Annotated in this window: 12 protein-coding genes; 6 read left to right on the top strand and 6 right to left on the bottom strand. The window is 71.7% G+C overall.

Features of this window, described 5'->3' with window-relative positions:
* Positions 1-69: 69 nt before the first annotated feature.
* The 3 genes from hutH to OG241_RS36275 all read right to left on the bottom strand — a co-directional run bounded on the left by hutH (position 70) and on the right by OG241_RS36275 (position 3,925).
* Positions 70-1,608 carry a histidine ammonia-lyase gene (hutH, locus tag OG241_RS36285; RefSeq protein WP_405826623.1) on the bottom strand — a complete coding sequence of 513 codons (1,539 nt, stop codon included), beginning with the start codon at positions 1,606-1,608 and terminating at the stop codon, positions 70-72.
* 277 nt (positions 1,609-1,885) lie between these two features.
* On the bottom strand, positions 1,886-3,046 hold the full coding sequence (locus OG241_RS36280; RefSeq protein ID WP_405821487.1) for a diguanylate cyclase domain-containing protein: 1,161 nt from the start codon (positions 3,044-3,046) through the stop codon (positions 1,886-1,888).
* 60 nt (positions 3,047-3,106) lie between these two features.
* The gene (locus OG241_RS36275) at positions 3,107-3,925 is read right to left on the bottom strand and encodes an enoyl-CoA hydratase/isomerase family protein (protein ID WP_405821485.1); all 819 of its coding nucleotides are present in this window, start codon (positions 3,923-3,925) and stop codon (positions 3,107-3,109) included.
* Between the two features lie 206 nt (positions 3,926-4,131).
* On the opposite strand from OG241_RS36275, the gene OG241_RS36270 reads away from it, so the two are divergent.
* Positions 4,132-4,989: a hypothetical protein gene (locus OG241_RS36270; RefSeq protein WP_405821483.1), complete on the top strand. Its 858-nt coding sequence runs from the start codon at positions 4,132-4,134 to the stop codon at positions 4,987-4,989.
* A gap of 53 nt (positions 4,990-5,042) precedes the next feature.
* On the opposite strand, the gene OG241_RS36265 is transcribed toward OG241_RS36270, so the two are convergent.
* Both OG241_RS36265 and OG241_RS36260 read right to left on the bottom strand, forming a co-directional pair.
* Positions 5,043-6,164: an adenylate/guanylate cyclase domain-containing protein gene (locus tag OG241_RS36265; protein ID WP_405821481.1), complete on the bottom strand. Its 1,122-nt coding sequence runs from the start codon at positions 6,162-6,164 to the stop codon at positions 5,043-5,045.
* 295 nt (positions 6,165-6,459) lie between these two features.
* A complete protein-coding gene (locus OG241_RS36260) occupies positions 6,460-7,335 on the bottom strand; it encodes a biotin--[acetyl-CoA-carboxylase] ligase (protein ID WP_405821479.1) in 876 nt (291 codons plus the stop codon).
* 120 nt (positions 7,336-7,455) lie between these two features.
* On the opposite strand from OG241_RS36260, the gene OG241_RS36255 reads away from it, so the two are divergent.
* The 4 genes from OG241_RS36255 (at position 7,456) to OG241_RS36240 (ending at position 10,214) form a co-directional block, all read left to right on the top strand.
* Positions 7,456-9,060 (top strand): acyl-CoA carboxylase subunit beta, encoded by a 1,605-nt coding sequence (locus tag OG241_RS36255; RefSeq protein WP_405821477.1) that lies wholly within the window; start codon positions 7,456-7,458, stop codon positions 9,058-9,060.
* A 12-nt stretch (positions 9,061-9,072) separates the two neighbouring features.
* On the top strand, positions 9,073-9,285 hold the full coding sequence (locus OG241_RS36250; protein WP_405821475.1) for an acyl-CoA carboxylase epsilon subunit: 213 nt from the start codon (positions 9,073-9,075) through the stop codon (positions 9,283-9,285).
* A 119-nt stretch (positions 9,286-9,404) separates the two neighbouring features.
* A complete protein-coding gene (gene mmpB, locus OG241_RS36245; RefSeq protein WP_319092342.1) occupies positions 9,405-9,533 on the top strand; it encodes a morphogenic membrane protein MmpB in 129 nt (42 codons plus the stop codon).
* A gap of 57 nt (positions 9,534-9,590) precedes the next feature.
* On the top strand, positions 9,591-10,214 hold the full coding sequence (locus OG241_RS36240) for a nucleoside triphosphate pyrophosphatase (RefSeq protein ID WP_405821473.1): 624 nt from the start codon (positions 9,591-9,593) through the stop codon (positions 10,212-10,214).
* Between the two features lie 18 nt (positions 10,215-10,232).
* Here OG241_RS36240 and OG241_RS36235 read toward each other — a convergent pair whose 3' ends face one another.
* Positions 10,233-10,757, bottom strand: a complete 525-nt coding sequence (locus OG241_RS36235) for a hypothetical protein (protein WP_405821471.1) — start codon at positions 10,755-10,757, stop codon at positions 10,233-10,235.
* A 365-nt stretch (positions 10,758-11,122) separates the two neighbouring features.
* Between OG241_RS36235 and OG241_RS36230 the strand changes: the two genes are divergently transcribed.
* The gene (locus OG241_RS36230) at positions 11,123-12,895 is read left to right on the top strand and encodes an acetyl/propionyl/methylcrotonyl-CoA carboxylase subunit alpha (protein WP_405821470.1); all 1,773 of its coding nucleotides are present in this window, start codon (positions 11,123-11,125) and stop codon (positions 12,893-12,895) included.
* The last annotated feature ends 116 nt before the right edge of the window (positions 12,896-13,011 follow it).

Here is a 13,011-nt window from a genome sequence, read left to right as displayed (position 1 = left end):
GCCGAGAGACCGATGCGGGCCCTGGCCGAAAACACCGGCAGGGCCCGCCCCCCTTCCCCCGTAGGCGAGTTACCGCAACGGCCCGGTCACCGGCTCCACCGCGGCGACCAGGTGCCCGCCCCGCACGAACACGTCCGCCGCGGCGAGGTCGGGCGCCAGGAACCGGTCAGGGCCCGGTCCCTGGACGCCCGCCGCCCGTACGGCGTCGATGACGGCCCGGGACGCGGGCGCGGGCGTCAGCCCCTCCCGCAGCTCGATGGCGCGCGTGGCCGCGTACAGCTCCACGGCGATGATCCGGGCGAGGTTGTCGACGGCCGTACGGAGCTTGCGCGCCGCCGACCAGCCCATCGAGACGTGGTCCTCCTGCATCGCGGAGGAGGGAATCGAGTCCGCCGAGGCGGGTACGGCGAGCCGCTTCAACTCGCTCACCAGCGCGGCCTGCGTGTACTGGGCGATCATCAGCCCGCTGTCCACACCGGCGTCGTCCGCAAGGAACGGCGGCAGCCCGTGCGAGCGGTTCTTGTCGAGGAGCCGGTCCGTGCGCCGCTCGGCGATGGACCCCAGGTCGGCGGCGGCGATGGCGAGGAAGTCGAGGACGTACGCCACCGGGGCGCCGTGGAAGTTCCCGTTGGACTCGACCCGCCCGTCGGGCAGGACGACGGGGTTGTCGACGGACGAGGCGAGCTCCCGGTCGGCCACGAGCCGGGCGTGCGCCATGGTGTCCCGCCCGGCACCGGCGACCTGCGGGGCGCAGCGCACGGAGTAGGCGTCCTGGACGCGGGGCGCGCCGTCCTGGTGGTGCCCGGTGAGCTCGGAACCCTCCAGCACGGCGAGCATGTTGGCCGCGCTGGCCCCCTGCCCCGGATGCGGCCGGATGGCGTGCAGCTCGGGCGCGAGCACCTTGTCGGTCCCGAGGAGCGCCTCCATGGAGAGCGCGGCGGTGACGTCGGCGGACTTGTAGAGGGTGTCGAGGTCGGCGAGGGCCATGATCAGCATGCCGAGCATGCCGTCGGTGCCGTTGAGGAGGGCGAGGCCCTCCTTCTCGCGCAGCTGTACGGGCGCGATGCCGTGCTCGGCGAGGAGTTCACCGGCCGGCCGCACCACCCCGTCCGGCCCTTCTGCGTCGCCCTCGCCCATGAGCGTGAGGGCGCAGTGGGAGAGGGGTGCGAGGTCACCGGAGCAGCCGAGGGAGCCGTACTCGTGCACGACGGGGGTGATCCCGGCGTTGAGCACGTCGGCCATGGTCTGCGCGACCTCGGGCCGCACGCCCGTGTGTCCCGAGCAGACGGTCTTGAGCCGCAGGAACATCAGCGCCCGTACGACCTCGCGCTCGACCCGCGGTCCCATGCCGGCGGCGTGCGAGCGGACGATGTTGCGCTGCAGCTGGGCGCGGAGTTCGGGACTGATGTGCCGGGACGCCAGGGCACCGAACCCGGTGCTCACGCCGTACACCGGCTCGGGCTTGGCAGCCAGCGCGTCGATGATCCCCCGGGCCTTCGAGAGAGCGGCGACGGCCTCCCCGGACAACTCGATCCGGGCCCCGCCCCGCGCCACGGCGAGCACGTCGGCCGCGGTCGTCCCGGACGTCCCCACCACCACAGTGTGCATATCCATATTCAGGAGCGTACGCAGTGAATTCCAAGATGTCACTACCGGGTGGCCGGTACACCCCTTACATGGGTCCACATCTCAGCACCGGGCGCACCACCAGACACCGGCCCGCACCCCCAGACACCGGCCCGCACCCCCAGACACCGGCCTGGGCCCTTAAGCACCGGCCCGCACTCTCAGCCCGTCCGGCGATTGAGGACAAGGCCCGTTCAGGGCCGGAGCGGGGGCCTGGGGGCGGCAGCCCCCAGAGACGCCCACACCAACACCCCGCACCTCACGACCCACGCCCACGGAACCGCCGCCGCTCAACAACCCCCTCCCCGGAAGGCTCCGCCGCGGCGAGCCGCACCACCGGATCATCGGGCCCCTCCCGCCCGGCAACCACAGGCCACGCCGCATGAACCGCCTTCGCCCGATACTGCGCCGCATCGGCGAGCCGGAACAACCGGCGAGCCGTCCGCACCGGCCCGATCGCGTCGGCGGTCGAGGCGATCCCACAGGCGACCCCCTCCCCCAGCTCCAACTCACCTGCGCGACGGCACAGTTCACCCGCCGCCCGCACCACGTCGTCGACGGGCGCGCCGACCACCAGCAGACAGAACTCGTCACCGCCGAGACGGGCGGCGAGCGCGCCGGGCAGCATCGCGCCGCACAGCGACAGCACCGACCCGAACCGTTCGAGGAGCCGGTCGCCGACCGCGTGCCCCAGGGTGTCGTTGACGCGCTTGAGCCCGTTCAGGTCACAGACGACCAGGCTGACCACGGCGCCGTCCCGCCGGTGCCGTTCGATCGCCTCGTCGAGGTGGGCGTCCACGGCACGCCGGTTGGCGAGGCCGGTGAGCGCGTCGGTGAAGGCGAGCCGCCGGGCCTCCTCCAGCCGCTCGGTCTGCGCGATCCCGGCGGCGACGACGGACGCCAGGACGGTGGCGAAGTCGGCGTCGGCACGGCCGAAGACGGGGGCACCGACGGGCCGGGCGACGTACAGCTCGCCCCAGGCCCGGCCGTGCAGCACGACGGGGGCGACGACACAGCAGCCGCGCCCCCGGCGCCGTAGCGCGGCGACACGCTGGTGGCAGTACCCGGCGCGCCCCGCCGACGGTCCGCACCCGGGCCCCTCCGCGGTCTCGACCCAGGCGTTGGGCTCACCGCCGCCCGCCCATCGCTCGTGCAGGAACTCGGTGATCTCGGGGAACTGGTGCACGGGATAGGCCTCCCCCTCCGGGAACTCCTCCTCGTCGGGGGCCCGTTCCCCCACGTTCGCGAGGACCCGCAGCCGCCCGAGTTCCCGCTCCCACACCGACAGTGCGGCGAAGTTCCCGGTCAGGGCATGACAGGCACCGAGCGCGGCGGCACGCCAGGTCTCGCGGGGGCTCTGCGCGGCGGCCATGCCCTGCGCGAGCGTCACGACAGCGTGGAGCCGGCTTTCCTCACCCATTGATCCAGGTTAGGAAGGTTTGGGACGGTTTGAGACATCGAGCGAGCGAAAGAGGTGCCCCTACTCCCCCGGCCAGACCGGCGTCCTCTTCTCGGCGAACGCCGCGACCCCCTCCGCGCGGTCGCCCGAGAAGGCCACGGCACGCCACGCCGCGTCCTCCACCTCCAGCCCCGCCTTCAGGTCCAGCCCGAAGCCCACCCGCAACGCCCGCTTGGCCGCCCGTACGCCCACCGGGGAGTGCGCAGCGATCCGGGACGCCAGTGCCAGCGCCTCCTCCCGGTCACGCCCCGTCTCGACCAGTACGTCCACGAGCCCCAGGGCGCGCGCCTCGTCCGCCTCCACCCGCCGCGCGGTGAAGATCAACTCGGCGGCCCGTGCCGCGCCCACCCGCCGGGGCAGCAGCTGCGTACCGCCGCCCCCCGGAATCACCCCCACGGACACCTCCGGCAACCCCACCACCGCCGTACCGTCCGCCACGATCAGATCGCAGGACAACGCGAGCTCGAACCCGCCCCCCAGCGCGAACCCGTGCACCGCGGCGATCGTGGGCATCGGCAGCTCCAGCACACCGGTGTACGCCCCCCGCGCCACCGGCCGCTGCCGGACCAGTTCGGCGTCGGACATCGAGTTCCGCTCCTTGAGGTCGGCACCGACACAGAACGCCCGGTCATGGGTGGAGGTCAGCACCACCGCGCGTACGTCACGGTCGGCGGCCAGCGCGGTACACGCACCGGCGACGGACCGGGCCATGGCGGAGGAGACCGCGTTCATGGCCTTCGGCCGATCGAGGACGAGCTCGGCGACGTACCCGTGCCGCCGCACCACGACGAACTCCCCGAACCGTTCCTCGGACCGTTCCTCGAGTCGCTCGTCGCCCATGACACCCTCCTGGTTAACGCAGGTTAACTACGGCCGCCCCGATCATCGCAGGCGGCCGACGCCCAGGGGAAGAACGGACGGAGAAGGGACCCTCTCCTCGTTCGGGTGACATGGCGCCGATCTCCTGAAATTCCCCTCCTGGGAGCGCATAACGTGCGCTCCGCCGCGGCGCACCCGGGGCGTGAGCGCAACGGGTAGGGATCGCGATGACGGACACCACGACAAGGCCTGTCGACACAGGCAAACCAAGGCACGCACAGGCCCCCCACCGGGTCCCACCGCAGGCCCAGCAGTGGGCCCAGACATGGGCCCCGCCGCAGTTCACGCCTCCTCCCCGGGCCTGGACCCCTCCCCCTCCCCAGGCCCCTCCCCGGCCTCCTGCCGCGCCCCCGACCCCCGAGGCCCCGCCCGTCCCCCTCGTCAACCGCCCGCGAGGCAGGCACCGCAAGCCCCGTCCCCGCAAGGTCCTGCTCGCGGCGGGCGGCTTCGCGCTGGCCGCCGGGGTCCTGAGCCTCGTACGGCTGGCACCCGACGGCGGAGTGGGCGACGTCGGCAGGGCACAGGCCCAGTCGGACCTGGACGCGGACGCGAACGCGCACACGGACGCGAACGCGGACACCGACCCTTCGACCGACCGCACCGGCAACACGGCGGCCACCGTCGGCAGCGTCCCCACGCCGAACCCGTCGGCGAGTGTCCCCATGGGCGGCGCGACCCCGGTCCCGACCACACGCCCGACAGCGCTCCCGACCGCCCTCCCGAGCCCCACGGGCCCACTGCGGCCCTTCCCCCTGGGCGCGCTCCCCGGGCCCCTGAGCCCCGCCGCCGACGCCACCACGATCCCGCAGCAGCCCAGCACACCGACGCCCGCCGCCACCCCCGCCGAGCTACGCCCGGGGACCTCGACACCCGCCCCGGCGGCGCCCCAGCCCCCGCAGCAGACTCCCCCGACCGCCACACCGGCACCCGAGCCCCCCGCACCGGCCCCGAAGCCCGCAACCCCCGGCGGAGTGTGCGTACCGCTCATCGGCCTGTGCGTGGACGCACTGAACCACCACCACTGAGCAACAGCCCCTGGCTCGACGTACGACCCGGGGGTGCCGAGCCGTCTCCGGTCCTACGTGACCGGTCCCGCCCGTCGGGTCAGCAGCCAGGGCTCGACCACGCCGAGGCCGCGCACGGGCCGCTGCCACATGGGCTGGAGCGCGAAGCGGTACACCGGCGGCTCCTCGCCCTCCTTCTCCGCGGTGGCTGCGGCCTCGGCCGCCTCCGCCTCGGAGGCGGGCGCGTCCCCGGTACGGATCAGCTCCTCCGCGAACGCCGCGTCGACGAGCACCGCGTCCCGTGGCGCTATCGACGTCAACCGCGAGGCCAGATTCACCGTCGACCCGAACACATCACCCATTCGGGTGGTAACCGTGCCGAACGCCATCCCGACCCGCAGCTCGGGCATCGTCTCGTCGTGCGCCATCGTCTCGATCAGCCGCAGCGCGATCTCCGCGGCCACGCCCGGCTCGTCCGCCGCGTACAGCACCTCGTCGCCGAGCGTCTTCACGAGCCGCCCGCCGTTCGCCGCGACCAGGTCGGCGGCCGTGGTCTCGAAGGCCTCGACGAGTTCGCCGAGCTCCTCCTCCTCCATACGCCGGGTCAGCCGCGTGAACCCGACAAGGTCGGCGAAGCAGACGGCGAGCCGCCGGTCGACCATCTCCTCGTCGTCGGTGGCCTGCACGAGCCGCCCGGTCGCGGCGGCGAGCTGGCGCCGCCAGACGTACACGAGGAACTCCTCCAGCTCGGGCAGGAGCAGTTCGATCAGCGGGTACGTCACCTCGGTGCGCGTCATTCCGGGCTCGGGCGGCTCGATCAGCCCCGCCAGGAAGGAGTCGATCTGCCACTCGGCCAAACGGGCGGTGGTCTGCCCCGTGGAGCGCGCCACCTGCACGGCCATCGCCTCGCTCAGCAGCCCCGCCTCGACGAGACCGGCGAGCCGGCGCAGCGCGAGTACGTCCGCCTCCGTCAGCGCCTTGGCCTGTCCGATGTCGGCGAAGCCCATCGCCCGCCAGAAACGGGACGCGAGTTCCATGGAGACACCGGCGCTGCGGGCCGACTGAAAGGGGGTGTAGCGCCGCTCGGCACCGAGGATGAGCTGTTCGAGGCGCAGGGCGAGCGGGTCACCGGGGTCGGCGTCCTGCCCATCCACCCGGCTGTCCGCCGCGTCGGAGCCCGTGTCGTCGACGGTCACGCCTGCTGCCCTTCCGATCTGTCACGGTCAGATATCGACCGCCCTCAACGATACGGCCTCGCTCCGCTAGGTCCAGCAGGGACGACGCACCCGGAGTATGTGTGACCGTCACTGGGGGCTGCGCCCCCAGACCCCCGCTTCGGCCTGAACGGCCTCGTCCTCAATCGCCGGACGGGCTGAAGGTGCGGGCCGGCACTGGAGACGGCGGCCTGCCTTGGTGAGACGGCCCGCCCCCAGGGGGGTGAAGGCCGGCCTGCAAACGGACTGGAAACGGGTGGGTGGGTGGGAAACTCTTTTACGCCGGACGCAGGTGCACCACATCCCCCGCGCCCACCGGCTCCTGCACCCCGTCCCGGGTAGCCAGCACCAACCGCCCGTCCCCGTCCACAGCAACCGCCTCCCCCACCAAAGACCTCTCCCCCGGCAACTCCGCCCGCACCGTCCGCCCCAACGTCGCGCACCCCGCCGCATACGTCTCCTGCAGCCCGGACGACACCGGGTCCCCCTCCACCGACCGCCACCGCACGTACCACTGCTCCAGCGACCGCAGCACCGCCCGCAGCAGCGGATCCCGGTCCGTCGCCACGGCCCCCGCCAGCACCAGCGACCCCGCCGTCGGCACCGGGAGCTCGTCCTCGCGCAGGGTGACGTTGATGCCGATGCCGATCACCACCGCGTCCGTACCGGCCCGCTCCGCGAGGATCCCGCCCGCCTTGCGCTCCGCGCCCCCCACACTCACCAGCAGGTCGTTGGGCCACTTGAGGGACGTATCGACGCCCGCGGCGCGTGACAGGCCCGTCGCCACCGCGACCCCGGTGAGCAGCGGCAGCCAGCCCCAGCGGGTCACCGGTACCTCCGTCGGCTTCAGCAGTACGGAGAAGAACAGCCCGGAACGAGCCGGCGCCGTCCACTGCCGGTCCAGCCGGCCGCGTCCGGCGGTCTGCTCCTCGGCGAGCAGGACGAGCCCCTCCTCCGCCTTGCCCGCGTTCGCGAGGGCGACAAGATCGGCGTTCGTGGACCCCGTACTGCGGACGACCTCCACGCCCGACCAGAGCCCGCCCTCCCGGACCAGCGCCCGGCGCAGCGCGCCGGCGTTCAGGGGCGGCCGGTCGAGATCGGACCATCGCCCGTCGTTGCCTGCGTCGTTGTCTGCGTCATCTCGCGGCGTCATGCAAGCCACACTAGATGTGGTAAACGCCGCACTGCTGATGGGTAGGCACGCCACTACGCTACGGATGAGTAGCCCATCCCCCTTCTGAGCACGTCACTCTTTGCAGGGAGCCGCATCCCGATGGCCGAGCCGGTACAGCCGCAGCAGACCGACATCCACACCACCGCTGGCAAGCTCGCGGACCTGCAGCGCCGCGTCGAGGCGGCGACGCACGCCGGATCGGAACGGGCTGTCGAGAAGCAGCACGCCAAGGGGAAGTTGACGGCCCGTGAGCGGATCGAACTGCTCCTCGACGCGGACTCGTTCGTCGAGCTTGACGAGTTCGCCACGCACCGCTCGACCAACTTCGGCCTGGAGAACAACCGCCCCTACGGCGACGGTGTCGTCACCGGATACGGAACGGTCGACGGGCGTCCGGTCGCCGTGTTCTCCCAGGACTTCACCGTCTTCGGCGGCGCGCTGGGCGAGGTGTACGGGCAGAAGATCGTCAAGGTCATGGACTTCGCGCTGAAGACCGGCTGTCCGGTCATCGGCATCAACGACTCGGGCGGCGCCCGTATCCAGGAGGGCGTGGCGTCGCTGGGCGCGTACGGCGAGATCTTCCGCCGCAACACCCACGCGTCCGGGGTGATCCCGCAGATCAGCCTCGTCGTGGGGCCGTGCGCCGGCGGCGCTGTGTACTCCCCGGCCATCACCGACTTCACGGTCATGGTCGACCAGACCTCGCACATGTTCATCACCGGCCCGGACGTCATCAAGACGGTCACCGGCGAGGACGTCGGCTTCGAGGAGCTGGGCGGCGCCAGGACCCACAACTCGGCCTCCGGCGTGGCCCATCACATGGCCGGCGACGAGAAGGACGCCATCGAGTACGTCAAGCAGCTGCTGTCGTACCTGCCGTCCAACAACCTCAGTGAGCCCCCGCTGTTCCCGGAGGAGGCGGACCTCGCCGTCACGGACGAGGACCGCGAGCTGGACGTCCTGATCCCGGACAGCGCGAACCAGCCGTACGACATGCACACGGTGATCGAACACGTCCTGGACGACGCCGAGTTCTTCGAGACGCAGTCCCTCTTCGCGCCCAACATCCTCACCGGGTTCGGCCGGGTGGAGGGCCGTCCGGTCGGGGTCGTCGCCAACCAGCCGATGCAGTTCGCGGGTTGTCTCGACATCGCCGCGTCGGAGAAGGCGGCGCGCTTCGTGCGTACCTGCGACGCCTTCAACGTGCCCGTCCTCACCTTCGTGGACGTCCCCGGCTTCCTCCCCGGTGTCGACCAGGAGCACGACGGCATCATCCGCCGGGGCGCCAAGCTGATCTACGCCTACGCGGAGGCGACCGTCCCGCTCATCACGGTCATCACCCGCAAGGCCTTCGGCGGCGCCTACGACGTCATGGGCTCCAAGCACCTGGGTGCCGACCTCAACCTGGCCTGGCCGACCGCCCAGATCGCCGTGATGGGCGCCCAGGGCGCGGTCAACATCCTGCACCGCCGCACGATCGCCGAGGCCGAGGCGAACGGGGAGGACCTGGAGGTGGTCCGCGCCCGCCTGATCCGGGAGTACGAGGACCACCTCCTCAACCCCTACATCGCGGCCGAGCGCGGCTACGTCGACGCGGTGATCCTGCCGTCCGACACCCGCCGCCACGTCGTACGGGGGCTGCGCCAGCTCCGTACGAAGCGCGAGTCCCTGCCCCCGAAGAAGCACGGCAACATCCCGCTGTAAGGAGCCGGCGTCATGACGATCAAGGTCGTACGGGGCAACCCGACCCCCGAGGAGCTCGCCGCCGCCCTGGCGGTGGTCCGAGCCCGCGCCGTGGCGGCGTCCTCCACCCCGCCCGGCGCACCCGGCACCACCGGGGACGCGTGGGCGGACCCGGCGAGAATCGCCGCCCGCCACGTCCCCAGGCCCGGCCCGACCTCATGGGGCCGCACCTACTGGCCCGCATAGGGCGCTTCCGGGGCACCTCAAAGGGGCGCGGGGAACCGCGCACAGTAGGACGAACAAGGGGTGCCGAATTGAGTACGCCTACTCAGGCGCCCCGACCCGCCAAGCCCCACGCTGGTGGAATGCTGTGGTCCGATCCCGAGAACGAGCCGCCGAAGGAACTGCGCGACGCGCAGCGGATGCTTCGGCGGCTCGGCCTTCTCCTGGCGCTGGCCATGGTTCTCGCGATGATCGTCCTCGGCGTGCGCTAGCCAGGACCTGTCCAGGGCCCGGGGCTCGGGGTCTGGGCCCGCCGATACCCTGACCGTATGACCGATGATCAGTCGCGCCGCCGTCTTGTGCTCGCCTCCCAGTCCCCCGCCCGGCTCAATCTGCTCCGGCAGGCCGGGCTCGACCCCGAGGTGATTGTCAGCGGGTTCGACGAGGACGCGGTGACGGCGCCGTCCCCGGCCGAGCTGGCCCTCGCGCTCGCCGAGGCCAAGGCCGCCGTGGTGGCCGCGCGGCCCGAGGTGCAGGGCGCGCTGGTGATCGGCTGCGACTCCGTCCTCGACCTGGACGGCGAGGCGTACGGCAAGCCCGCCGACGCCGAGGAGGCGACCGCCCGCTGGAAGTCGATGCGCGGCCGTGAGGGCACGCTCCAGACAGGGCACTGCGTCTACGACACGGCGGTGGGCCGCCAGGTGTCGGCGACCGCGTCCACCGTGGTCCGCTTCGGCGAGCCGACGGACGAGGAGATCGCCGCGTACGTCGCCTCGGGCGAGCCCCTCCACGTCGCCGGGGCGTTCACGCTCGACGGCCGCTCGGCACCCTTCATCGACGGCATCGACGGCGGCCACGGCAACGTCATCGGCATCAGCCTGCCGCTGCTACGCAAGCTGCTCGCCGAACTGGGCGTCGGCATCACGGAGTTGTGGACACCCAGGGAGAAGTGACCCGATAAGTGACCGCGGTCAGGGGGTGCTGGGGGTCGGCGGGGGTGTCAGCGGGGAGCCGCCGTTGCCCACGGCCGGGGAGCCGCCACCGGTGCCCTCCGTGCCGTCAGTACCGTCCGGGCCGTCTTGGGGTGCCATGGTCGCGGTGCCGTCCAGCCTGTCGTAGGTCATCAGGAGGAGCACCACCAGCGCCAGCACCACGACCATCATCAGGAACGCCGGCACGCCCACCAGCCCCCAGGCGAACGCCCCGAGCAGCGCGTGCACCACGGCGACGCTGATCAGCAGGATGCGCCCGAGGCCGGCCGGGGAGCGGTCGCGCACTGCGACGAGCACGGCCACCACGCCGCACAGCGCGAAGTAGGCGCCGAAGACCAGGCCGCCGATCTTCGAGGACATGGACATCGTGTCCGGGTCGAGGCCGGCGAGGGACATCTTCTGGTTGTCGACGACGATCCCCAGGAGCCAGTTCAGCGCGGCTATGCCGAAGGCCTCCACGAAGAGGATGATCGCGACGATCCATGCCACCGGTCTGCGGACCACCGGCCCCCACCCACTTTCGACTGCACCACTAGTACGTTCGGTACATCCTGAACGCTACTAACGGGTAAACGCCCGGACAAGGGTTCGGAGGAGGTTCCTCGGCGGGCAGAAAATCATTGGGCCGTTCGTAGGGATTCCACAAAGAAACCGAGTGGGCCGCAGCACGCTCTCACAGAGACCTTGACCACATCAGGGGGCTAGGGTTTCCCGATGGAGTCCCGCGTACATAGGTGCGACAAGGGATTTCACGGGTAGGGCGAGCCTCGCATCACGCTCCGTGTGGGCAAGCTCACCAGTGGGGACGGGTCGATGCGCCGTGTCGGCAGTCCCTAAACTCGGCTTGTTTCAAGGAGGGAGCCTCAATCGTGCGCAAGGTGCTCATCGCCAACCGTGGCGAAATCGCTGTCCGCGTTGCCCGGGCCTGCCAGGATGCCGGAATCGCGAGCGTGGCCGTGTACGCCGACCCGGACCGGGACGCGCTTCATGTGCGTGCCGCCGACGAGGCGTTCGCTTTGGGCGGTGACACCCCGGCGACCAGCTATCTCGACATCGCCAAGGTGCTGCAGGCCGCCAAGGACTCCGGAGCGGACGCCATCCACCCCGGATACGGCTTCCTCTCCGAGAACGCCGACTTCGCCCAGGCCGTCATCGACGCCGGGCTGACCTGGATCGGCCCGCCCCCGCAGGCCATCCGCGACCTCGGCGACAAGGTCGCCGCCCGGCACATCGCCCAGCGTGCCGGCGCGCCCCTGGTTGCCGGCACTCCCGACCCCGTCTCCGGCTCGGACGAGGTCGTCGCCTTCGCCACCGAGCACGGCCTGCCCATCGCGATCAAGGCCGCCTTCGGTGGCGGCGGACGCGGTCTCAAGGTCGCCCGCACCCTCGAAGAAGTACCGGAGCTGTACGACTCCGCGGTCCGCGAGGCCGTGGCCGCGTTCGGACGCGGCGAGTGCTTCGTCGAGCGCTACCTCGACAAGCCCCGCCACGTGGAGACCCAGTGCCTGGCCGACTCCCACGGCAACGTGGTCGTCGTGTCGACGCGTGACTGCTCGCTCCAGCGCCGCCACCAGAAGCTCGTCGAGGAGGCCCCCGCGCCGTTCCTCTCCGAGGCCCAGGTCGCCGAGCTGTACGCGTCGTCCAAGGCGATCCTGAAGGAGGCCGGCTACGTCGGCGCCGGGACCGTCGAGTTCCTCGTCGGCACCGACGGCACGATCTCCTTCCTGGAGGTCAACACCCGCCTCCAGGTGGAGCACCCGGTCACCGAGGAGGTCGCCGGCATCGACCTCGTCCGCGAGATGTTCCGCATCGCCGACGGCGAGGAACTCGGCTACGGCGACCCCGAACTGCGCGGCCATTCCTTCGAGTTCCGCATCAACGGCGAGGACCCGGGCCGCGGCTTCCTGCCCGCCCCCGGCACCGTCACCACTTTCGCCGCGCCGTCGGGCCCCGGTGTCCGCCTCGATGCCGGCGTCGAGTCCGGGTCGGTCATCGGTCCGGCGTGGGACTCGCTGCTCGCCAAGCTGATCGTCACCGGCGCCACCCGCGAGCAGGCCCTCCAGCGCGCCGCCCGTGCCCTGGCCGAGTTCCAGGTCGAGGGCATGGCCACCGCCATCCCCTTCCACCGCGCCGTGGTCACCGACCCCGCCTTCGCACCCGAACTCACCGGCTCGACCGACCCGTTCACGGTCCACACCCGCTGGATCGAGACCGAGTTCGTCAACGAGATCCCCGCCTTCGCCGCGCCCGCCGATGTCGAGGCGGACGAGGAAGCGGGCCGTGAGACCGTCGTCGTCGAGGTCGGCGGCAAGCGCCTGGAGGTCTCCCTCCCCATCTCGCTGGGCATGTCCCTGGCCCGCACCGGCCTCGCCGCCGGAGCCAAGCCCAAGCGCCGCGCCGCCAAGAAGTCCGGCCCGGCCGCCTCCGGCGACACCCTCGCCTCCCCGATGCAGGGCACCATCGTCAAGGTCGCCGTCGAGGAAGGCCAGGAAGTCAAGGAAGGCGACCTGATCGTCGTCCTCGAAGCCATGAAGATGGAGCAGCCCCTCAACGCCCACAAGGCAGGCACCGTCAAGGGCCTCGCCGCCGAGGTCGGCGCCTCCCTCACCTCCGGCGCCCCCATCTGCGAGATCAAGGACTGAGCAAGACCTACGGGGACTGAACAGGCCTACGGCGCCCGAAGCGCCCGGCGAACCGAGCAGTCGGTCCGCCGGGCGCTTCGCCGCTTGTGCCCGATGGCATCCTGGGTACAGGCCGA

This window comes from Streptomyces sp. NBC_01390, assembly GCF_045040105.1.
In the GTDB taxonomy this organism is placed as follows: domain Bacteria; phylum Actinomycetota; class Actinomycetes; order Streptomycetales; family Streptomycetaceae; genus Streptomyces.
This window is presented reverse-complemented; position numbering and strand designations above follow the sequence as displayed.

Bases quoted from the DNA above. Each gene is read 5' to 3' on its own strand.
- hutH (WP_405826623.1), bottom strand. From the start codon at position 1,608: ATGCACACTGTGGTGGTGGGGACGTCCGGGACGACCGCGGCCGACGTG.
- OG241_RS36280 (WP_405821487.1), bottom strand. From the start codon at position 3,046: ATGGGTGAGGAAAGCCGGCTCCACGCTGTCGTGACGCTCGCGCAGGGC.
- OG241_RS36275 (WP_405821485.1), bottom strand. From the start codon at position 3,925: ATGGGCGACGAGCGACTCGAGGAACGGTCCGAGGAACGGTTCGGGGAG.
- OG241_RS36270 (WP_405821483.1), top strand. From the start codon at position 4,132: ATGACGGACACCACGACAAGGCCTGTCGACACAGGCAAACCAAGGCAC.
- OG241_RS36260 (WP_405821479.1), bottom strand. From the start codon at position 7,335: ATGACGCCGCGAGATGACGCAGACAACGACGCAGGCAACGACGGGCGA.
- OG241_RS36255 (WP_405821477.1), top strand. From the start codon at position 7,456: ATGGCCGAGCCGGTACAGCCGCAGCAGACCGACATCCACACCACCGCT.
- OG241_RS36250 (WP_405821475.1), top strand. From the start codon at position 9,073: ATGACGATCAAGGTCGTACGGGGCAACCCGACCCCCGAGGAGCTCGCC.
- mmpB (WP_319092342.1), top strand. From the start codon at position 9,405: ATGCTGTGGTCCGATCCCGAGAACGAGCCGCCGAAGGAACTGCGCGAC.
- OG241_RS36240 (WP_405821473.1), top strand. From the start codon at position 9,591: ATGACCGATGATCAGTCGCGCCGCCGTCTTGTGCTCGCCTCCCAGTCC.